This is a genomic window from Edaphosphingomonas fennica, assembly GCF_003034225.1.
GTDB classification, from domain to species: Bacteria; Pseudomonadota; Alphaproteobacteria; order Sphingomonadales; family Sphingomonadaceae; genus Sphingomonas_E; species Sphingomonas_E fennica.
Map to the genome: position 1 here is coordinate 1 of NZ_PHHF01000040.1, position 20,348 is coordinate 20,348.

Here is a 20,348-nt window from a genome sequence, read left to right on the forward strand (position 1 = left end):
ATACGCCCGGCGCCCCGCCGCCGACCGCTCCACCACCCGAGACGTAACTGACGATATAATCGGGTGAAGATCAGTCATGCCGCGGACCAGTGGATATCGATCGGCTGTTCGGCATCGGCCAGCACCCGGCCGATCGGCACGGTCGAAAGCGGGCCGTCCGCGATCGCCTTTTCCAGCACCTTGCGCTTGGCGTCGCCGGAAAGGGTGATGAGGATGGTGCGCGCCGAAAGGATCGCCGCGCGGGTCAGCGTGACGCGGGCGACGGGGGCCTCGGGCGGCAGCGGATCGGGCAGCACGCCCACCGCGCGGCGCGCCTTGGGGCCGTTCAGCGCCTCGTCCAGATCCGGCCCGGCGAAGATCGAGGCGGTATGCCCGTCCGCGCCCATGCCCAGCCAGACGAGATCGGGCGGCCAGTGCAGATCCTGCAGCCGCGCGTCGGCGGCCTTGCCGGCCGCGTGATGATCGGTCGCGGCCTCGCTGACGATCGGCATCACCCGCGCGCCCAGCGGCAGGAAGGTGCGCGCGATCATCGCGACATTGCTCAGCGGATCATTGACCGCCACCAGCCGATCGTCGGTGGGGATGATGGTGACGTTCTTCCACTTGATCTTCGCGTTCGCCAGCTTCGCGAAGACCGGCGCGGGCGTCTTGCCGCCCGGCAGCGCGATCAGGGCCTGGCCGCGCGCGTCCAGTGCGCTTTCGATGATGAAGCCGACGTCGCCGGCGACGGCATCGGCCATCTCATCGGCATCGTCATAATCCCACCATTCCGCTTCAATCATGCCAACTCACTCCGTCACGTTCGGTCAGCGCTATCGCCGCCGACGGGCCCCAGGTGCCCGCCGGATAGCTCTTGGGCGTCATCCCGTTCGCCGTCCAGCCATCGCGGATCGCATCGACCCATTCCCACTGCGCCTCCACCTCGTCGCGGCGGACGAACAGGGTGGGATCGCCCTCGATCAGGTCGAGCAGCAGCCGTTCATAGGCGATGCGCCGCCGGCTGCCGGCGAAGGCGGTGGTGAGCGAAAGATCGAGCGGCACCTCGCGCAGGCGGATGCCCTCGCGATCGAGGCCGGGCTCCTTCGCCATCACCAGCAGGCGGATCTCCTCCTCGGGCTGGAGGCGGATGACGAGCTTGTTGGCATGCACCCGGCCGCCGCGCTCGGCGAACATCGAATGCGGCACGGGGCGGAACTGGATGATGATCTCCGACTGGCGGTTGGGCATGCGCTTGCCGGTGCGCAGGTAGAAGGGCACCCCCTTCCAGCGCCAGTTATCGACATGCGCCTTCAGGGCGACGAAGGTCTCCGTATCCGAAGGCCGGCCCAGCTCCTCGACATAGCCGGGCACCGGCACGCCGCCGACCGCACCCTTGGCATATTGGCCGATCACCGTGTGGGTGAGCGCGGTCTCGCGATCGATCGGGCGGAGCGAGCGCAGCACCTTCACCTTCTCGTCGCGCACGGCGCGGGCATCGAAATGGGCGGGCGGCTCCATGGCGACCAGGGCGAGCAGCTGGAGCATATGGTTCTGCACCATGTCGCGCAGGCTGCCCGATCCGTCGAAATAGGCAGTCCGCCCTTCGAGGCCGACGGTTTCCGATACGGTGATCTGGACATGCTCGATCCCGGCGGCGTTCCACAGCGGCTCGAACATCAGGTTGGCGAAGCGCAGCGCCAGCAGGTTCTGGACGGTTTCCTTGCCGAGATAATGGTCGATGCGGAAGGTCCTGGCCTCGGGGAAGACCGCCGCCACCGCATCGTTGATCGCCCGGCTGGAGGCGAGATCGGTGCCGAGCGGCTTTTCCAGCCCGATGCGAACGTTGTCACCGGCCAGACCGGCAGAGGCAAGACCGGCGATCGTGGGCTCGAACAATTGCGGCGCGGTCGACAGGAAGATGGCGAGATTCTCCCGCGCGGCGCCCACCTTCTTGCCCAGCGCGGCATAGCCTTCCGGGTTGGACGCATCGAGCGGAACATAATGCAGCCGCTTCAGGAAGCCCGGAATCGCATCGCGCGCCATCCGTTCTTCCGGGACATGCTTTTCCAGCGCCTCGCCCGCGAAGGCGCGGTAGCCGGCATCGTCCAGGCCGCTGCGCGCCGTGCCGGTGATGGCGAGATCGGGCGCGATCAGCCCTTCGGCGTGGAGCGCGAACAGCGAGGGCAGCAGCATCCGCTGCGCCAGATCGCCGGTGGCGCCGAACAACAGAAGACCACGCGCTCCACTCGTCATGGGATTCCTTTTCGATCGGGTAGGCCCGGTCGAACCGGACGCCGGCATATCTGCGCGTTTCGGGCGCATCCGTCAAAGCCCGGACGGCCCGCGCGTGACAAATTTTCCCGCGCCGATAGAAGGCCCGGCATGAACCGGTCCCCCACCCCCTGGCGCGACGAGATGCGCGCGACGCTGGCGCTGGCGTGGCCGCTGGTCCTGACCAACCTCGCCCAGGCGGCGATCCATGCGACCGACGTGATCCTGCTCGGCCGGCTGGGCGCGCGGCAGCTGGCGGCCGGCGCGCTCGGCACCAACCTGATGATGGCCTGCGTCGTCATCGGCAGCGGGCTGGTGATGGCGGCATCGCCGATGATCGCCAAGGCCGTGGGCGCGCGCTTCAACGCGGTGCGCGACGTCCGGCGCACGGTGCGGCAGACGATGTGGGCGGCCGTCGCGGTGGTCGTCCCCTTATGGCTGCTGCTGTGGCAGGGCGAGCGGGTGCTCCTCCTGCTCGGCCAGGAACCGGCGCTAGCGGCGGACGGCGGACATTTCCTGCGCGCGATGATGTGGGGGCTGCTGCCCTACATGTTCTATCTGGTGCTGCGCGTGTTCGTCGCCGCGCTGGAACGGCCGGCCTGGTCGCTGGTGATCGCGGTGGGCGGCGTGATCGCCAACGCCGTCATCAATTACGGGCTGGTGCTGGGCGGGTTCGGCATGCCGCAGCTAGGCCTTGTCGGCGCCGGGCTGGGATCGACCATCGCCAACAGCCTGATGTTCGTGGGGCTGGCGACGGTGGTGAGCGTGCATCCGCGCTTCCGCCGTTTCCACCTGTTCGGCCATTTCTGGCGGGCGGACTGGCCGCGCTTCCGCGCCGTCTGGCGGCTGGGGCTGCCGATCGCGATCACGCTGGGGCTGGAGGTGACGGTGTTCAACGCCGCCATGTTCCTGATGGGGCTGCTGGGGCAGGACCCGCTGGCCGCGCACGCCATCGCCATCCAGATCGCCAGCGTCACCTTCATGGTGCCGCTGGGGCTGGCGCAGGCAGCGACGGTGCGGGTGGGGCTGGCGGTGGGGCGGCGCGACCGGATCGCGATGGGCCGCGCCGGCTGGACGGCCTGGGCGATGGGCGTGGGCTTCATGGGCCTGACCGCGATCCTGATGATCACCGCACCCCGGCTGCTGATCGGCATCTTCCTGGATGCCCACAACCCCGCCAATGCCGAGGTGGTGAGGCTCGCCATATCCTATCTGGCGCTGGCGGCGCTCTTCCAGATCGTCGACGGCGCGCAGGCGGTGGGCGCGGGCATGCTGCGCGGCCTGCACGACACGACGGTGCCGATGCTGTTCGCGCTGGTCGGCTACTGGCTGATCGGGCTGGCCTTCGGCGCGTGGCTGGCCTTCCACGCCGGCTGGGCGGGGGTCGGCATATGGACGGGCCTCGCGCTCGGCCTCGCCATTGTCGCCGTGCTGATGACGGCGCGCTGGGCCTTGCGCGAGCGGATCGGGCTGGTCGATGCCGGCCCCGCCGTCAGCCGATCGACGGGCGGACGGTGAATATCGCGAGCTGATCGGCGAAGGCGCGCTTATAGGCCGGCCGCGCTTCGCCGCGGGCGACATAAGCGGAAAGGTTGGGATGTTCCTCCAGCAGGCCCGATCCGTTCAGCCTGCGCAGCACCGTCATCATCAGCAGGTCGCCGGCGCTGAACGCATCGTCGAGCCAGTCGGCATCGCCGAGCCGGCTGGAAAGTTCGGCCAGCCGGCCACGAACGCGATCCTCGAGGAGAGGCAGGCGTTCCTCGTGCCAGCTCTTGCCGGCCTCCAGGAGCACGGCCATCGCCCGGTCGACGATCGGCGGCTCCACCGTGTTGAGCGCGGCAAACATCCAGGCGATCGCGCGCGCCCGGCCGTTCGCGTCGTCCGGCAGCAGGCCGGCATGATGCTCCGCGATGTGCAGCACGATGGCCCCGGACTCGAACAGGGCGAGGTCGCCTTCCTCATAGGTCGGAATCTGCCCGAAGGGGTGAAGCGCGCGATGCGCCGGCTCCTTCATCGCATCGAACGAAAGCAGGCGGACGTCGTAAGGCTGGCCCGTTTCTTCGAGCGCCCAGCGAACGCGCATGTCGCGCGCCAGCCCCCGGCCGCGATCGGGGGAGCGTTCGAAGGCGGTGATGGTGATGCTCATCGCGAAGGCCTCCGTATGGCCGCACGATGCGCGGCAAGGCCGCCTTCTGGCAACCGGAAGCCGATCGGCCGCCTTCCTCCCCGGATCAGTCGTCCGAAATCTGGCTGATCCGGCGGGTATCGGGCAGCGCCACGAAGGCGATCAGCGCGATCGCGATCCCGGCGGAGACATACCAGTAGAAGGCTTCCTCGACGCCCGCATTCTTGAGCCACAGGGCGACATATTCGGCGGTGCCGCCGAAGGCGGTGTTGGCGAGCGCATAAGGCAGCGCCACGCCGAGCGTGCGGATATGGGCGGGATAAAGCTCCGCCTTGGTGATCGGGCCGACGGACGTGTAGGCCGACATCAAGGTGAGCGGGATCAGCGCCAGCCAGAAGGCGGTCACGGGATCGCCCGCATCCGCCAACGCGTGGAAGATCGGCACCGTCGTGACCGCGCCAGTGACGCCGAAGAAAATCATCTGCGGCTTGCGGCCGATCCTGTCCGACAGCCAGCCCCAGAGCGGCTGCTGGAGCATGAAGACGGCGAGCGCGGCGGCCGTGATCGCGGTCGCCTGCGGCCGGGAGAAGCCGGCGCTGTTGACCAGGAATTTCTGGAGGTAGGTGGTATAGGCATAGAAAGCGAGCGTGCCGCCAATCGTCATCGCCACGATCATCAGCGTCGCGCGGCGATGCCCGGCCCAGAGGTTGCGCGCGGAGGATGCGGGCGTCGCGTCGCGATCGATCGCGGCGAACTGCCGGGTTTCGGCCAGGCCCCGGCGGAACAGGAACACGCCCAGCGCCAGCACCGCCCCCAAGGCGAAGGGGATGCGCCAGCCCCAGGCTTCCAGCGCCGCCTCGTCCAGCAGCGCCTGCAGGACGATGAGGACGCCAAGCGCCGCGAGCTGGCCGCCGATCAGCGTGACATATTGGAAGCTGGACCAGAAACCCCGCCGTTCGGCCGTCGCCATTTCGCTGAGATAGGTGGAGCTGGCGCCGAACTCGCCGCCCACGCTCAGCCCCTGCAGCATGCGCGCGAACACCAGCAGCACCGGCGCCGCCCAGCCGGCGGCGGCATAAGTGGGCGCGAGCGCGATCAGCAGCGATCCCGCGCACATCAGCCCCACCGACAGGGCCAGCCCCGCCTTGCGGCCATGGCGATCGCCATAGATGCCCATCGCCCACGCCCCCACCGGCCGCATGATGAAGCCGACCGCGAAGATCGCGGCGGTGTTCATCAGCTGGATGGTGGGATTGTCCTCCGGGAAGAAGGCCGGCGCGAAATAGATGCTGAGCGAGGCATAGGCGAACCAGTCATACCATTCGACGAAATTGCCCGCCGATCCGCCGATGATCGATCTCAGCCGCCGTGCGCCGTGCGCCATTCACCATCCCCTGCCCTTTTCAGCACGGATATGACGGGGATAGGCCGGCCGGGCAATCCGATCGGGTGCGACAGACAGGGCTTTTCAGATGCGCCGAGATCGATCATTCCGCTGACATGGCTGGGTTCCCGCTTTCCTTCCGCGCCGCGCTGACGGCAATCGCCCTTCTGGCCGTCGCCGGATGCGTCGCCCCCGAGGCCCCGCCGCCGCCGCCACCGCCGCCGGCCCCCGCGCCTCCCCCGCCCCCGTCGCCCCTGGCCTGGGAGGATGCGCCGCTGACGCCGGGCGACTGGCGCTATGATCGCGGCACGGCGCGCTTCGGCGTGGCCGGGCAGCCGGCGGAGCTGGTGCTGGCCTGCCAGGCCGATCGCACGATCCTGCTTTCGCGCGCCGCGCCGGCGGGAAGCACGGCGAACGGGATCGACGTGACGACCAGCTACGGCAAGCGCCGCTTGCCCGCGACGCCGGCCGCGCAGGGGCTGACCGCCCGGCTGGCGGCATCGGATGGCCTGCTGGACTGGATGGCCTTCAGCCGCGGGCGCTTCCGCATCGACACGGAAGGCCTGCCCGCGCTCACCATCCCCGCCTGGGCGGAAGTGGCACGGGTGGTGGAGGATTGCCGCAAATAACCGGGCGCAGGATCAGCGCCGCCAGCTGCGCCGGTTGGTGCGCTGTTCCAGCAGCCCCTCGCGCACGCGGATGGTGAGCAGCGCCACGCGCACCTCGATCAGGAACAGGAACAGGCCCGATACCAGCAGCAGCATCGCCGCGATGAAGCCGAAGGCCATCGTCCGCGCGAAGCCCAGGCTGGTGAGATCGGCGATGAACAGGCCGGCCACCACCGCGCAGATCAGCGCCGCGCTGGCCGTGCAGAGGAAGATCGCCATGTTGGCGAGCATGATCCGCCGGTCGAGCAGCCGCAGCTCATGCACCTGCGCCTCGTGATCGGGATGATCGGTGGGGGTGAATTCGCGCGCGAGCTGGCGGGCGCGATCGACGACGCGGGCGAGCCGGCCGGCCAGCACGTTGAGGATGCTGCCGATGCCCGCCAGCAGGAAGACGGGCGCCACGGCAAGCTGGATGGTGTGCGCGATTTCCGCGACGGCGACGTTGGATGGCGGCAGCATCCCCGCAGGATTGCGGGCGCCGCGACCGGCCGTCAAGCGCCGCCGCGGCGATGGCGGCGGCGCCGTATCCGATCAGCCATCAGGCGACGGCGGGGTAATCCGTATAGCCTTCGCTGCCCTGGCTGTACCAGGTGCGCGGATCATCCTTCTGCAGGGGCAGCCCGTTCGCCAGCCGGTGGGGGAGATCCGGGTTGGCGAGGAAGGTGCGGCCGAAGCTGACGGCATCGGCGATCCCATCGTCCAGCAGCGCCTGCGCGGTATCGCCGACATAATCGGAATTGAGCACCAGCGGGCCGGAAAAGGCCTTGCGGATCAACGGCGCCACCGCCGGCCGATCCGATGCGCCGAAGGTGCCCTGGGGGCCGGGCTCGCGCAGTTCGAGGAAGGCGAGGTCGAAGCCGTCGAGCGCGGCACCGGCGGCGGTGAACAGCGCGTTCTGGTCGCTGTCGTCCACGCCCTGGATCTCGCCATTGGGCGAGAGCCGGACGGCCGTGCGGCCCGCGCCCGCGACGCCGGCCAGCGCCTCCACCACTTCGGCGAGCAGGCGGATGCGGTTGGCGACGGGGCCGCCATAGGCATCGTCGCGATGGTTGGAATTGTCGCGCAGGAACTGATCGATCAGATAGCCATTGGCGGCGTGGAGCTGGACGCCATCGAAGCCGGCGGCCAGCGCGTTGCGCGCGGCGCGGGCATAATCGTCGATCAGCCGGGGAATCTTGTCGAGCCTGAGCGCGCGCGCCTCGGCATAAGGCTGCTTGCCGTCATAGGTGTGCGCCTTGCCGGGCGCGGTGGTCGCGGATGCCGATACCGGCGCGGCGCCGCCGATGAAGCTCGGATGGACGATGCGGCCCATGTGCCAGAGCTGGGCGAAGATGCGCCCGCCCGCCTTGTGGACCGCCTCCGTCACGGGCTTCCACGCTTCCACCTGCCGGTCGCTCCACAGGCCGGGAGCGAACGGCCAGCCGGTGCCTTCCTGGCTGATGCCGGTCGCTTCCGACAGGATCAGGCCGGCGCTGGCGCGCTGGGCATAATATTCCGCCATGATCGGCGTCGGCACATGATCGCGGGTGGCGCGCGCGCGGGTGAGCGGCGCCATCAGGATACGGTTCGGCGCTTCCACGGCGCCCAGGCGGATGGGATCGAACAGCGACGGCATGGCTTAGGTCCCTTTTTGAAACTGGACTGCACCGACATAGGCAGCCAGATGGCGCGATGCACGATTCGGATGCGTCAAGATTAACTTCTGCGGAAGAAAGCCGGGAACGGGGTGACGGCGGGCGCGGTCGTGGCCGGGCGCTGGCCTTCGCCGCGATGGTGGCGGCGAACGTCGCGCTGGCCTTCGGCGCCTGGTTCGTGCGGCTGGCCGATGTCGGCCCGGTGGCGGCGGGATTCTGGCGGCTGGCGATCGCGGCGCCGCTGCTGCTGATCCTCTGCCGGGCGGCGGGCCAGCCGGTGCCGGCGATGCCGCGCCGGCTGTGGGCGGTGCTGGCGTGCGGCGGCTTCTTCTTCGCCGCCGACCTCGCATCCTGGCATGTCGGCATCCTCCACACGACGCTGGCCAACGCCACCCTGTTCGGCAACATCACCAGCCTGACCTTCCCGATCTACGGCTTCATCATCGCCCGCGCGATGCCGGGACGGACGCAGATATTCGCGCTGATCCTGGCGGCGGCCGGCGCGGTGCTGCTGATGGGCCGATCCTACCAGCTTTCGCCGCAGAATCTGGTGGGCGACCTGCTCTGCATCCTCGCCGGCATCCTCTACACCTTCTATCTCGTCGCGGTGGGCGCGGCGCGCGGGCGGCTGGCGCCGCTGCCGACGATCGCGCTTTCGACCCTGTTCGGCACGCTGCCGCTGCTCATCTTCGCCATGCTGATGGGCGAGGCGATCCGGCCCGGCAACTGGACGCCGCTGCTGCTGCTGGCGATCGGCAGCCAGGTGATCGGCCAGGGGCTGATTGTCTATGCGATCGGCCATCTGCCGCCGCTGGTGATCGGCATCGGCCTGCTGATCCAGCCGGTGGTGGCGGCCGCCGTCGGCTGGATCGCCTATGGCGAGCGGCTGGGCGTGGTGGACGGCATCGGCGCGGTCGCCATCGCCGTCGCCCTGGTGCTGGTGCGCCGGCCCGATCGATCGCGCCCGGCCTGACGCCGCTGTTGGCGCGCGCGGCGCACCGGCCTATGCTCCGCCCATGACCGAGACCGCACCCGACCTCACGCTCGACGAAATCCGCCAGGCGCTGGCGCCGCGCCTCGCCCGACACGCCGCCTTCGACGGCTGGAGCGCCGCGGCGCTGGACGCCGCCGGGGCGGAGATCGGCCTGCCGCCGGGGCAGGCGGCGCTCGCCTTCCGCGGCGGCGCGGTCGCGATGATCGACGCCTGGTTCGCTTATGTCGACCGGACGATGGCGGAAAGGCTGCCGGGCGAGACGCTGGCGGCGATGAAGATCCGCGAGCGAATCTCGGCACTGGTCACCACCCGGCTCGAACTGGTCGATCCCGACCGCGAGGCGCTGCGCCGCGCGCTTTCCATCCTCGCCCGCCCCGCCCATGCCGCCCACGGCGCGAAGCTGGGCTGGCGCGCCGCCGATGTGATGTGGCGGGCGGCCGGCGATACCGCCACCGACTTCGCTTATTATACCAAGCGGGCGACGCTGGCCGCCGTCTATGGCGCGACCCTGCTCGCCTTCCTCGACGACGAGAGCGAGGATTTCGCCGACACCCGCGCCTTCCTGGCCCGGCGGATCGACAATGTGATGCGGTTCGAGAAATTGAAGGCGCAGCTGAAGCCCGATCCCGATCGCCATTTCAGCCCGGCGCGCTTCCTGGGCCGGCTGCGTTATCCTGTGCGGTGACGATCGGGCTGGCCTTTTCTCCGTCCTATTGATAATCACTCGCAGAATATTGACTTGCGGGTGATGATCTTGCGTCTCGATGAACTGCCGCTGCGGCGGAACGCCACGGTTTCCGCGATCGACTGGGACGGAATCGGCCCGGCCGAGGCGAAGCGGCTGCGGGAATTCGGTTTCGACGAAGGCGTGGTGGTGCAGAAGCTGCACACCGGCCCCATCGGCAGCGATCCCGTCGCCTGCCGGGTGGGGCGGATGACGGTGGCGCTGCGACGGCGCGTGGCCCTGGCGATAAGCGTCACCGGCCACGAAGCATGAATCCCCTCCCGCTCGTCGCGCTGGTCGGCAATCCCAATGCCGGCAAAAGCGCCCTTTTCAATGCCCTGACCGGTGCCCGCCAGAAGGTGGGCAATTATCCCGGCGTCACGGTGGAGCGGAAATCGGGCCGCTTCTCGCTGGATGACGGCCGCCCGGTCGAGCTGGTCGACCTGCCCGGCACCTACAGCCTCGATCCCGGCAGCCCGGACGAAGCGGTGACGCGCGACGTCGTGACCGGCCACCAGGCGGGCGAGCGGCCGCCGGCGGCGATCGTGATCGTCGTCGATGCCGGCAACCTGGACAATCATCTGCGCTTCGCGCTCCAGCTCGTCGCCCTCGGCCTGCCGACGGTGATGGCGCTCAACATGGTCGACATGGCCGAACGCGACGGGCTGACCATCGATGCCGAGATGCTCGCGCGCGAGCTGGGTATCCCCGTGGTCCCCACGGTCGCGGTGCGCCGGCGCGGGCTGGACGAGCTGCGCGCCGCGCTCGGCAAGGCGGTGGGATCGAACGCCGCGCCGGTCGCGCCGGAGGTGGCCGAGGCCGCCGAACATTCCAGCTACACCGCGCTCCAGCGGCGCGCGCGCGCCATCGCCGCGGCGGCGACCACGCGGCCCGAGGTGACGCGCGACGCGGCCGAGCGGATCGACCGCGTGCTGCTCCACCCGGTGGCGGGCCTCGCCATCCTGCTGGCCCTGCTGTTCGTGATGTTCCAGGCGGTGTTCGCCTGGTCCGAAGCGCCGATCGGCTGGATCGAGGACGGCTTTTCCGTGATCCAGGGCGCCGCGACCGATGCCCTGCCCGCCGGCCTGCTGCGATCGCTGGTCGTCGACGGGCTGATCGCCGGCGTCGGATCGGTTGTGGTGTTCCTGCCGCAGATCCTGATCCTGTTCCTGTTCATCCTCGTGCTGGAGGCATCGGGCTACATGGTCCGCGCCGCCTTTCTGATGGACAAATTGATGGCGGGCGTCGGCCTGTCCGGCCGGGCGTTCATCCCGCTTCTCTCCTCCTTCGCCTGCGCCATCCCCGGCATCATGGCGACGCGCACCATCGACGATCCGAAGGACCGGCTGACGACGATCCTGATCGCACCGCTGATGACCTGTTCGGCGCGGTTGCCGGTCTATGCCGTGATTATCGGCGCCTTCATCCCGGCGCGCGACATGGGTTACGGCATCGGCCTGCAGGGGCTGGTGCTGTTCGGCCTCTATATCGCCGGCATTCTGGGCGCGATGGCGGCCGCCTTCATCCTGCGCCGCACCGTGACGCGGGGGGCCGCCGGCACCTTCATGATGGAGTTGCCACGCTATCAGTGGCCGGACCCGCGCGACATCCTGATCGGGCTGGCCCAGCGCGCCTGGATATTCCTGCGCCGCGCCGGCACGCTGATCCTCGCGGCATCGCTGCTGCTGTGGCTGCTCCTCTCTTTCCCGCAGGCGCCGGAGGGGCGGAGCCAGGTGGAATATTCCGCCGCCGGCCGCATCGCATCGGTGCTCGAACCCGTTGTGCGGCCGATCGGCTTCAACCATGAAATCGCGCTGGCGATCATCCCGGCGATGGCCGCGCGCGAGGTGGCGGTGGCGGCGCTCGGCACCGTCTATTCGATCGAATCCGATGACGAGACCGTGCTGGAGCAAACGGTGACGGAGCGGCTGAGCGGACGCTGGCCGCTGCCGACGGCGCTGGCCTTCCTGATGTGGTTCGTGTTCGCGCCGCAATGCCTGTCCACCATCGCGGTGATCCGGCGCGAGACCAATAGCTGGCGCTGGCCGCTGTTCGCGCTCGGTTACCTCTTCGTGCTGGCCTATATCGCGGCGGGCGCGACCTTCTGGACGGCGACCGCGCTGGGGCTGGGATAGGCGCGAGGCCGGGAGGCCGGCCCTCCCCCGGTCACCCCGCCGCGCGCAGCCGTTCGATCGCGCGGTCCTTGCCGATCAGCGGCAGCAGCGCGGCCATGTCCGGGCCGTGATCCCGGCCGGTGAGCGCCTGGCGCAGCGGCAGGAACAGCGCCTTGCCCTTGCGGCCGGTGGCATCCTTCAGCAGCGTCGTCAGCGCCGGCCAGGGATCGCCGGCCCAGTCGAGACCGGCGGCGACGCCGGCCGCCTCGGCCAGATAGGCGCGATCCTGTTCATCGAATGCGGGGGCCGCGACCGGGCCTTCGACCACGGCCCACCAGTCCGCCGCATCGGCCACCTTGTCGATATTCGGCCGGATCGCCTGCCAGGCGGCGGCATCCATGCCGGCGGGCAGCCGATCGGCGACATCCTGATAATGGAGGCGGTGGATGATGCGGGCGTTAAGCGCGGTCAGCTCCTCCAGGTCGAAGCGCGCGGGCGCACGGCCGAAACGGTTGAAATCGAAGGCGTGGAGCAGCTCGTCCACCGTCGCCACCGGCTCGACCGGATCGCTGGTGCCGATGCGCGCCAGCAGCGCCAGCAGCGCCAGCGGCTCGATCCCCATTTCGCGGAAGGCATCGCAGCCGAGCGCGCCGAGGCGCTTGGAAAGCTTGCCCTCGCTGCCGGTCAGCAGCGCCTCGTGCGCGAAGGCCGGCGGCGTGGCGCCCAGCGCCGCGAACATCTGGAGCTGGAGCCCGGTATTGGTGACATGATCCTCGCCGCGCACGACATGGGTGACGTCCATGTCCACATCGTCGATCACGCTGGGCAGCATATAGAGCCAGCTGCCGTCGGCGCGGCGGACGACCGGATCGGACAGCAGCTTCGGATCGAAGCGCTGCGGGCCGCGGATCAGATCGTCCCAGGCGATCGGCTCGTCATGGTCCAGCCGGAAGCGCCAGTGCGGCCGATGCCCTTCCGCCTCCAGCGCGGCGCGATCGGCATCGCTCAGCGCCAGCGCCGCGCGGTCATAGACCGGCGGCAGGCCCCGCCCGGCGAGGATCTTGCGCTTGAGGTCCAGTTCCTGCTGGGTCTCATAAGCGGGATAGACCCGCCCCGCCGCGCGCAGCCGATCGAAGGCGGCCTCGTAGAGCGCGAAGCGGCGCGACTGCCGTTCCTCCCCATCGGGCACCAGCCCGAGCCAGCCGAGATCGGCGCGGATCGCCTCGACGAACGCCTCGGTCGATCGTTCGGCATCGGTATCGTCCAGCCGCAGCAGGAAACGGCCGCCCTGCTGGCGCGCGAACAGCCAGTTGTGGAGCGCGGCGCGGATATTGCCGACATGCAGCCGCCCGGTGGGCGACGGGGCGAAACGGGTGGTCACGGTCATGCTTCGATCCGATTGAGCGCCGGCGCGGAGCCGGCAGGGATGGCCAGAACGGGCGCGATCACGCCGTGCGGAAGGCGTTGGTGATCGGGTAGCGCCGGTCGCGCCCGAAATTGCGCGTGCCGAGCTTCACCCCCGGCGGGGCCTGGCGGCGCTTATATTCGGCGATGTAGAGCAGCCGCTCCACCCGCGCGACCGTATCGCGATCGAAGCCGCGCGCGACGAGATCGGCGACCGAAAGCTCCTCCTCCACCAGCCCGCGCAGGATGGGATCGAGCACGTCGTAAGGCGGCAGCGAATCCGAATCCTTCTGGTCGGCGCGCAGCTCCGCCGTCGGCGGCTTGGTGATCACGTTCGCCGGCATCACCGGCCCTTCCGGCCCCAGGCCCAGCGACGGGCGATTGGCGTTGCGCCATTCGGACAGCGCGAACACCGTTGTCTTGTAGGCATCCTTCAGCACCGAATAGCCGCCGGCCATGTCGCCATAGATGGTGGCATAGCCCACCGACATCTCGCTCTTGTTGCCGGTGGTGAGCAGCATGTGGCCGAACTTGTTGCTGAGCGCCATCAGGGTGACGCCCCGGATGCGCGACTGGATATTCTCCTCGGCCAGATCGCGCGCGCGGCCGGCGAAGGCGGGGGCCAGCATGGCATCGAAGGCCGTCACCGCCGGCTCGATCGGGATGGTATCGAGCCGCACGCCCAGCAGCCGCGCGCATTCGGCCGCGTCGGAGAGGCTTTCGTCGACCGTGAAGCGCGACGGCATCATCACGCACCATACCCGGTCCGCCCCCAGCGCATCGACCGCGACGGCGGCGGAAAGCGCGCTGTCGATGCCGCCGGACAGGCCGAGCACCACGCCGGGGAAGCGGTTGCGGTTCACATAATCGCGCAGCGCGATCATCATCGCGTGGTAAAGATCCGCCGGCGCGGGATCGAGCGCATGGCGCTCCCCCGCCTCGCAGGTCCAGCCGCCCGCGCCCCTGTCCCAGAAGGTGAGCGTTTCGGCGGCTTCCCAATCCGGCATCTGCACCGCGACCGCGCCATCGGCGTTGACGACGAAGGAGGAGCCGTCGAACACCAGCTCATCCTGCCCGCCGACGCGGTTCAGATAGGCGAGCGGCAGCCCCGTCTCCTCCACGCGGCGGCGGACGAGCGCCAGGCGCAGATCGTCCTTGTCCGGCTCATAGGGGCTGCCATTGGGGGCGAGCAGCAGCTCCGCCCCGGCCGCCTTCAACTGCTCGCACACCTTGGGGAACCAGATATCCTCGCAGATCGGCACGCCGATGCGCACGCCGCGGAAATGGATCGGCTCCGGCGGCGGGCCGGGCATGAACAGCCGCTTTTCGTCGAAGGTGCCATAATTGGGCAGCTCATGCTTGCGGATCATCGCCGCCACGGCACCGCGATCGAGCAGCGCCATCGCATTGTATAGCCCGTCGTCGAGCGCGATCACCGTGCCCACCAGCATCGCCGGCCCGCCATCGGCGGTGGCGGCGGCCATGCGGTGCAGTTCATCATGCGCGCGAGCGATCAGCGCGGGCTTCAGCACCAGATCCTCGGGCGGATAGCCGATCAGCTGGAGTTCCGGGAACAGGATGAGATCGGCCTCGGGCCAGCGATCGCGCACCGCCAGCATGGCATCGGCATTGGCGGCGAGATCGCCCATATTCTGATTGAGCTGGGCGAGCAGGATGGAAAGGCGCATGGTCATGACCCCTGCTTTAGAGCGGGACGGATCGAACGGCCAGAGCGGGCCGCCGTTCCATCGAATGCCCTACCCCCTTCCCCCGCGCGCATCTGACGACTAATAGGCCGCGAAACGCGGCAGCGAGGACGAACATGAAACTACTGGCCGGCAATTCCAACCTGCCGCTGGCGCGAGCGATCGCCGCCTATCTCGAAATCCCGCTTACCGAGGCGAGCGTGCGCCGCTTCGCCGACGAGGAGGTCTTCGTCGAAATCCACGAGAATGTCCGCGGCGAGGACGTGTTCGTGGTGCAGTCGACCGGCTATCCCGCCAATGACAACCTCATGGAGCTGCTGATCTGCATCGATGCGCTGAAGCGCGCGTCGGCCAAGCGGATCACGGCGGTGATCCCCTATTTCGGCTATGCCCGGCAGGACCGCAAACCCGGCCCGCGCACGCCGATTTCCGCCAAGCTGGTGGCGAACCTGCTGACGACGGCGGGGGCGAATCGCGTGCTTTCGGTCGATCTGCACGCCGGCCAGATCCAGGGCTTCTTCGATATCCCGACCGACAATCTGTTCGCCGCCCCGGTGATGTCCGCCGATATCCAGGCGCGCTTCGCCGGCAAGAATTTGATGGTCGTATCCCCCGACGTGGGCGGCGTGGTGCGCGCCCGCGCGCTGGCCAAGCGGCTGGAGAACGCGCCGCTGGCCATCGTCGACAAGCGCCGCGAGCGCGCCGGCGAATCGGAGGTGATGAACATCATCGGCGACGTCACCGGCCGCTTCTGCATCCTCGTCGACGATATCGTCGATTCGGCGGGCACGCTGTGCAACGCCGCGGCCGCGCTCAAGGAAGCGGGCGCGGAGGACGTGGTCGCCTATGTCACCCATGGCGTGCTTTCGGGCGGCGCGGTCGCCCGCGTGGAGGGATCGCAGCTGCGCGAACTGGTGATCACCGATTCGATCGGCGCGCCGGAAGCGGTCGCGGCGGCGGAGAAGATCCGCCACCTGACGATCGCGCCGCTGCTTGCCGAGGCGATCAAACGCATCGCCGACGAGACGTCGGTATCGTCGCTGTTCGACTGAGGCCATCGCCCGGCCGCCATCCTGACGAAAGCCGCGATTCATTGTCGCTGCGCCCGATATTCGGGCGTTGCGGCGATGGATACCGAAACCGGGCCGGCACGGCGGTTGTGCGTGCGGTCAGCGAATCTCGACGCTTTCGCCGCGCCCGATCAGGGGCAGCAGGTCGAGCAGTGCGGCCTTTTCGATAGCGACGCAGCCTTCGGTCGGTTTCGCCTCGTTCCAGCAATGCAGGAAGATCGCGCTGCCGAGGCCCGGCACGGGAGGCGCATCATTGTGGCCCAGCGTGACGATCACGTCGTAAAGCCCGTCCTCCCGCCAGAGATGCTCGGCCGAAGCGGCACGCGGATGCCGGACCGGGCGATTATAGGCGGGGTCGGCGGGATCGTCCGACCAGCCGTCGTCCGCGCGGGTCCAGCGCCATGGCAGGGCGAGGCCCGCCGGCGGCCCAGCGCGGCCGGGGCGGAACAGCACGGTGCGGATCGCCCAGAGGCCGAGTGGCGTCATGCCGTCGCCCTCGCGCTTGTCCGCCGCCGGGCAGGCGCCCGAACGGCCGATCGCGCAGGCGATCCGCCGGCCGGCGGCCTCGAGCGTCAATGCCCCGGTATCGACGCGGATCATAGCTGGTGGCCGGTGCGATCGCGCTTGGTATCCAGATAGGCGCGATTGTGGGGGTTCGCCTCCATCGCATGCGCCACCCGTTCGACCACCGCGACCCCCGCCGCCTCCAGCCCCGCGACCTTGGCGGGATTGTTGGTGAGGAGGCGCACCCTGTCCTGCCCCAGCAATTGCAGCATCCGCGCGGCCACGCCGAAATCGCGGGCATCGACATCGAAGCCGAGGCGGACGTTCGCGTCCACCGTGTCATAGCCCTGATCCTGCAGCGCATAGGCGCGCAGCTTGTTGACCAGGCCGATGCCGCGCCCTTCCTGCCTGAGATAGAGCAATATGCCCCAGCGCGAATCGGCGATCTCGTGGAGGGCGGCGTGGAGCTGCGGCCCGCAATCGCACTTCAGCGATCCCAGCACGTCGCCGGTCAGGCATTCGCTGTGGAGGCGCACCAGAGGCGGCGTCCCGTCCGGCTCGCCGATGATGAGGGCGACATGCTCGGCCGCGTCGTCGGCATTGCGGAAGGCGACGATCTCGCTGCGTTCGGACACCTCGACCGGCAGGCGCGCCCGCGCGGCGACGACCAGCCTGCCCGGCGCATCCTGCCCGGCAATGGCTTCGGCCGAAACCTCCACCTCGCCGGCCCCGTCGTCCAGCACGAAGAAGGCGGGCAGCAGGCCGGCCAGCCGCGCCAGCCGCAGGGCGGCGGCGGCGGCATCCGGCGCGGACGTGGCTATCGCGCGGAACGGCCCCTTCAGCGGCGTCGCCAGATCGAGCGCCGGATCGGCCAGCGCCACGGCCGCCGGCAGATCGAGCCAGGGCGCGCGTTCGATGCGGACGGCGGTTCCCGGCGTCGCCGCATCGCGCTGGTTGGCGAGCTTCAGCGTCGCGGCCCGGCCGCTCGACAGCAGCACATCGGCGCGGCCATCGGGATCGAAGGTGGCGAGCCGGCCGTCGTCGGCGGTCTCGATCGCCAGCACCGCGATCGCCCCTTCGGCCGATAGGATGCGCACCGGCCAGCCCCGGCGCAGCGCGTCCAGCGCGCGGGCGGCGTCGCGCAGGCCCGTCAAAAGGAGAACTCCGTCACCAGCGGCACATGGTCGGACGGCTTGAGCCAGCTCCGGCACGGTTCGAGCACGCGATGGCCGGTCGCCGCGGCGGCGACCGTGGGGCTCGCCCACATATGATCGAGGCGGCGACCGCGATCATTGGCGGTCCAGTCCTTCGAACGATAGCTCCACCACGTATAGAGCCGCGCCGGCGCCGGGTGGAAATGCCGGCCGAGATCGATCCAGCCATGGCTCTGCTGCAGGCGAGTCAGCGCCTCCACCTCGACAGGCGTGTGGCTGACGACGTCGAGAAGCTGCTTGTGGCTCCACACGTCGCATTCCAGCGGCGCGATATTGAAATCGCCGACCATCAGCGTCGGTTCGGCCAGCGTTTCGGACCAGCGCGTCATCCGCTCGATAAAATCCAGCTTCTGCCCGAATTTCGGGTTCAGCACGCGATCGGGAATATCGCCGCCGGCGGGCACATAGACATTTTCCAGCCTGACGCCGTTGGGCAGGCGCACGCCGACATGGCGGGCCTCGCCATTATCCTGCCAGTCATGGTTGAGATTCTCGTCCAGCGGCACCTTGCTCAGGATCGCGACACCATGGTGCATCCGCTGGCCGTTCAGCACCTGGTGGACATAGCCCATGCGGCGGAACGGATCGCCGGGGAAGATGTCGTTCACCACCTTGGTTTCCTGGAGGCACAATATGTCCGGCCGCTCCTCCTCGAGGAAGCGGGTGACGATATCGATGCGGGCGCGCACCGAATTGATGTTCCAGGAAGCGATCTTGAGCGTATCGGACATGGCCGCGATGTAGCGATGCCGCCGCGCCGGCGCCAGTCACCAGCCCGACCGGGCGGCTGCAATCCGTTACGGGGCGCGAAGAATCATGATAGCCTCGGCCCGCCGCCTATCATCGATATGGGGAAGATCGAATGAAGCAGGTCGTTTCCGGCGCCGCGATGGCGTCGTTCCTTATCGCCATGCTGCCGGGGGCGCCGGCCCTGGCGGCGACACCCGGCGACGTCCGCGATCTGGTGGGCGCCCGCGCCTCGGCAGGGGAGTCCGCGCTCGAATCGCGGGGCTATACGTTCCAGCACGGCAGCACCGGCGACGACCGCAAATGGACCTATTGGTGGAACGGAACCGCGACAAGAAGCAGTGCCTGTCGGTATCGACGGTGGACGGCCGCTACGACGCGATCACATCCACGCCGGCGGCGGATTGCGGGCAGAAAGGCGGTGGCGGCGATACGGCGGCGGCGGTCGCCGTGGGCGCGGCGGCGCTGATCGGCGTGATCGCGCTGGCCCACAAATCCCACAATCATGACGACGGCCAGCATTATTCGGACAGCCAGTCCGAAGCGGATTATGAACGCGGCTATCGCGACGGGCTCTACAACCAGTCCTACCATAATTATTCGCGCAGCGACGCTTATGCCAACGGCTATTCGGCGGGCGTGGAGCAGCGGAACCAGGAAACCGCCTACCGGCCCAATCATCCGCGCGGGGGCTATGGCGACTACGTCAACCTGTCGGACATTTCCTACCAGGACTGGGACCGGGCGCAGTCCGAACTGTCGCGCCGCGGCTTCCGCCAGGTGGATCGGGACAGCAATTCGGATGGCGGCCACACCGCTTATTACTGGAACGGCGGCACCAGCCAGTGCGTCGCCATCGCCACCCGCAGCGGCCGGGTGACGGACGTCACCACGGTGCGCAAGCGCGTCTGCAGCTGAAGGGCGGCCACCCTGAAAAGGAATGGCCCCTGCTCCGGGGGCGTGGAGCAGGGGCCGACCTTGCGTTCGTCACGCGAAGGCGGGACATGGATATGTGCGACGCGGGCAACAGGGGGAAATCCCGCGCGGCTTCCATGGCCGCTTGGGAATATCTACGCCCCCAAAGCTGTCGCCGGGATGAATGGACATTACAAATCGTTTACCGTCGCGCCGATCAGCCGCGCGGGCCGCGCGGGCGCGGGTCGGTCCAGCGGAAGGCGCCGTCGGCGACGGGCATGTTGAAGGCCTGGCTGTCGAGTTCGATGGTCGAACGGTTGTTCTGGGCGTCGACGATCGTCCAGCCGCGCAGCATCAGCCCCGCCGGCGCCGAGGGCGCGCGGCTGAAGGCGATGGTGATCGTGCCGAATTCCGGCCGCTTGGGATCGCGCGCCTGGACGAGGAGCAGCTTCGGATCGCCGCTGGGCACCACCTTGGCGAAGCGCGACAGATCGCGTGACGGATCGAGCAGCACCGACAGCGGCGAATCGCCGATCGGCCAGCGGGAAACCTGCTTCACCTGATAATCGATCATGGTGAGCGCCTTGCCGTCGCCCACCACCAGCAGGGGCACGCCCTTCTGATATTCGAAACGGATGCGCCCCGGCCGCTTGAGGGTGAGCGTGCCGGTCAGCGTCTTGCCGTTGCGGTCGGTCTGCGCGAACGCCGCGGTCATCGTGTTCACGGCCCTGAGATGCGCCGAAACCTGCGCCAGCGGATCGGCCGCCTCGGCGGCGGCCGGCGCCGCGACCGGGCCGGCGCCGATGACGGCCGCGGCGGCCAGCGGCGGCGCGGCGAGCGCAAGCAGGAAGGGGCGGATCATGCGTTTCTCCGGGTAGGTCATGGCGCGGGGATG

The 20,348-nt window shown here is 69.1% G+C and carries 20 protein-coding genes; 8 read left to right on the forward strand and 12 right to left on the reverse strand.

What is annotated here, in order from left to right:
- Positions 1 to 74: 74 nt before the first annotated feature.
- Both pgl and zwf read right to left on the reverse strand, forming a co-directional pair.
- Positions 75 to 782, reverse strand: a complete 708-nt coding sequence (pgl, locus tag CV103_RS08810) for a 6-phosphogluconolactonase (protein ID WP_070935189.1) — start codon at positions 780 to 782, stop codon at positions 75 to 77.
- Entirely contained in the window at positions 775 to 2,232 is a 1,458-nt protein-coding gene (gene zwf, locus CV103_RS08815) for a glucose-6-phosphate dehydrogenase (RefSeq protein WP_015458610.1), read from the reverse strand. The genes pgl and zwf overlap by 8 nt, the downstream gene beginning before the upstream one ends.
- Before the next feature lie 129 nt (positions 2,233 to 2,361).
- On the opposite strand from zwf, the gene CV103_RS08820 reads away from it, so the two are divergent.
- Entirely contained in the window at positions 2,362 to 3,768 is a 1,407-nt protein-coding gene (locus CV103_RS08820; RefSeq protein ID WP_107394681.1) for an MATE family efflux transporter, read from the forward strand.
- Here CV103_RS08820 and CV103_RS08825 read toward each other — a convergent pair.
- Together CV103_RS08825 and CV103_RS08830 are read right to left on the reverse strand one after the other, a co-directional pair.
- Entirely contained in the window at positions 3,743 to 4,396 is a 654-nt protein-coding gene (locus CV103_RS08825; protein ID WP_107394682.1) for a glutathione S-transferase family protein, read from the reverse strand. The genes CV103_RS08820 and CV103_RS08825 overlap by 26 nt on opposite strands.
- Positions 4,397 to 4,481: 85 nt before the next feature.
- Complete coding sequence (locus CV103_RS08830; protein ID WP_107394683.1) at positions 4,482 to 5,759, reverse strand: MFS transporter; 1,278 nt, start codon at positions 5,757 to 5,759, stop codon at positions 4,482 to 4,484.
- Between the two features lie 116 nt (positions 5,760 to 5,875).
- Between CV103_RS08830 and CV103_RS08835 the strand changes: the two genes are divergently transcribed.
- Complete coding sequence (locus tag CV103_RS08835) at positions 5,876 to 6,388, forward strand: hypothetical protein (protein WP_107394684.1); 513 nt, start codon at positions 5,876 to 5,878, stop codon at positions 6,386 to 6,388.
- A 12-nt stretch (positions 6,389 to 6,400) separates the two neighbouring features.
- Here CV103_RS08835 and CV103_RS08840 read toward each other — a convergent pair whose 3' ends face one another.
- The gene (locus CV103_RS08840) at positions 6,401 to 6,886 is read right to left on the reverse strand and encodes a DUF2721 domain-containing protein (RefSeq protein WP_107394707.1); all 486 of its coding nucleotides are present in this window, start codon (positions 6,884 to 6,886) and stop codon (positions 6,401 to 6,403) included.
- 79 nt (positions 6,887 to 6,965) lie between these two features.
- Positions 6,966 to 8,042, reverse strand: coding sequence for an alkene reductase (locus CV103_RS08845; RefSeq protein ID WP_107394685.1), 1,077 nt, complete (start codon positions 8,040 to 8,042; stop codon positions 6,966 to 6,968).
- Between the two features lie 56 nt (positions 8,043 to 8,098).
- Between CV103_RS08845 and CV103_RS08850 the strand changes: the two genes are divergently transcribed.
- The 4 genes from CV103_RS08850 (at position 8,099) to feoB (ending at position 11,914) form a co-directional block, all read left to right on the forward strand.
- Positions 8,099 to 9,034 (forward strand): DMT family transporter, encoded by a 936-nt coding sequence (locus CV103_RS08850; protein WP_015458617.1) that lies wholly within the window; start codon positions 8,099 to 8,101, stop codon positions 9,032 to 9,034.
- Positions 9,035 to 9,077: 43 nt separating this feature from the next.
- On the forward strand, positions 9,078 to 9,740 hold the full coding sequence (locus CV103_RS08855) for a COQ9 family protein (RefSeq protein WP_107394686.1): 663 nt from the start codon (positions 9,078 to 9,080) through the stop codon (positions 9,738 to 9,740).
- 63 nt (positions 9,741 to 9,803) lie between these two features.
- Positions 9,804 to 10,052 (forward strand): FeoA family protein, encoded by a 249-nt coding sequence (locus tag CV103_RS08860; RefSeq protein ID WP_084653402.1) that lies wholly within the window; start codon positions 9,804 to 9,806, stop codon positions 10,050 to 10,052.
- Complete coding sequence (gene feoB / locus CV103_RS08865; protein WP_107394687.1) at positions 10,049 to 11,914, forward strand: ferrous iron transporter B; 1,866 nt, start codon at positions 10,049 to 10,051, stop codon at positions 11,912 to 11,914. The genes CV103_RS08860 and feoB overlap by 4 nt, the downstream gene beginning before the upstream one ends.
- A gap of 31 nt (positions 11,915 to 11,945) precedes the next feature.
- Here the strand turns inward: feoB and gltX are convergent, their stop codons facing one another.
- Together gltX and CV103_RS08875 are read right to left on the reverse strand one after the other, a co-directional pair.
- Positions 11,946 to 13,280 (reverse strand): glutamate--tRNA ligase, encoded by a 1,335-nt coding sequence (gltX, locus tag CV103_RS08870; RefSeq protein WP_107394688.1) that lies wholly within the window; start codon positions 13,278 to 13,280, stop codon positions 11,946 to 11,948.
- A gap of 58 nt (positions 13,281 to 13,338) precedes the next feature.
- Positions 13,339 to 14,991 carry an NAD+ synthase gene (locus tag CV103_RS08875; protein ID WP_107394689.1) on the reverse strand — a complete coding sequence of 551 codons (1,653 nt, stop codon included), beginning with the start codon at positions 14,989 to 14,991 and terminating at the stop codon, positions 13,339 to 13,341.
- Positions 14,992 to 15,119: 128 nt separating this feature from the next.
- On the opposite strand from CV103_RS08875, the gene CV103_RS08880 reads away from it, so the two are divergent.
- Complete coding sequence (locus CV103_RS08880; protein ID WP_015458623.1) at positions 15,120 to 16,055, forward strand: ribose-phosphate pyrophosphokinase; 936 nt, start codon at positions 15,120 to 15,122, stop codon at positions 16,053 to 16,055.
- A 117-nt stretch (positions 16,056 to 16,172) separates the two neighbouring features.
- Here CV103_RS08880 and CV103_RS08885 read toward each other — a convergent pair whose 3' ends face one another.
- The 3 genes from CV103_RS08885 to CV103_RS08895 are packed head-to-tail and all read right to left on the reverse strand — an operon-like array spanning position 16,173 to position 18,522.
- Complete coding sequence (locus CV103_RS08885) at positions 16,173 to 16,673, reverse strand: L,D-transpeptidase family protein (protein WP_107394690.1); 501 nt, start codon at positions 16,671 to 16,673, stop codon at positions 16,173 to 16,175.
- On the reverse strand, positions 16,670 to 17,731 hold the full coding sequence (gene ribA, locus CV103_RS08890; RefSeq protein WP_107394691.1) for a GTP cyclohydrolase II: 1,062 nt from the start codon (positions 17,729 to 17,731) through the stop codon (positions 16,670 to 16,672). Before ribA ends, CV103_RS08885 begins: the two co-directional genes overlap by 4 nt.
- A complete protein-coding gene (locus CV103_RS08895) occupies positions 17,728 to 18,522 on the reverse strand; it encodes an exodeoxyribonuclease III (RefSeq protein ID WP_015458626.1) in 795 nt (264 codons plus the stop codon). The genes ribA and CV103_RS08895 overlap by 4 nt, the downstream gene beginning before the upstream one ends.
- A gap of 331 nt (positions 18,523 to 18,853) precedes the next feature.
- Here CV103_RS08895 and CV103_RS08900 point away from each other — a divergent pair, with 331 nt between their 5' ends.
- Complete coding sequence (locus CV103_RS08900) at positions 18,854 to 19,456, forward strand: hypothetical protein (RefSeq protein WP_146163404.1); 603 nt, start codon at positions 18,854 to 18,856, stop codon at positions 19,454 to 19,456.
- Positions 19,457 to 19,670: 214 nt separating this feature from the next.
- Here the strand turns inward: CV103_RS08900 and CV103_RS08905 are convergent, their stop codons facing one another.
- Positions 19,671 to 20,336, reverse strand: coding sequence for a LolA family protein (locus tag CV103_RS08905; RefSeq protein WP_107394693.1), 666 nt, complete (start codon positions 20,334 to 20,336; stop codon positions 19,671 to 19,673).
- Positions 20,337 to 20,348: the final 12 nt, after the last annotated feature.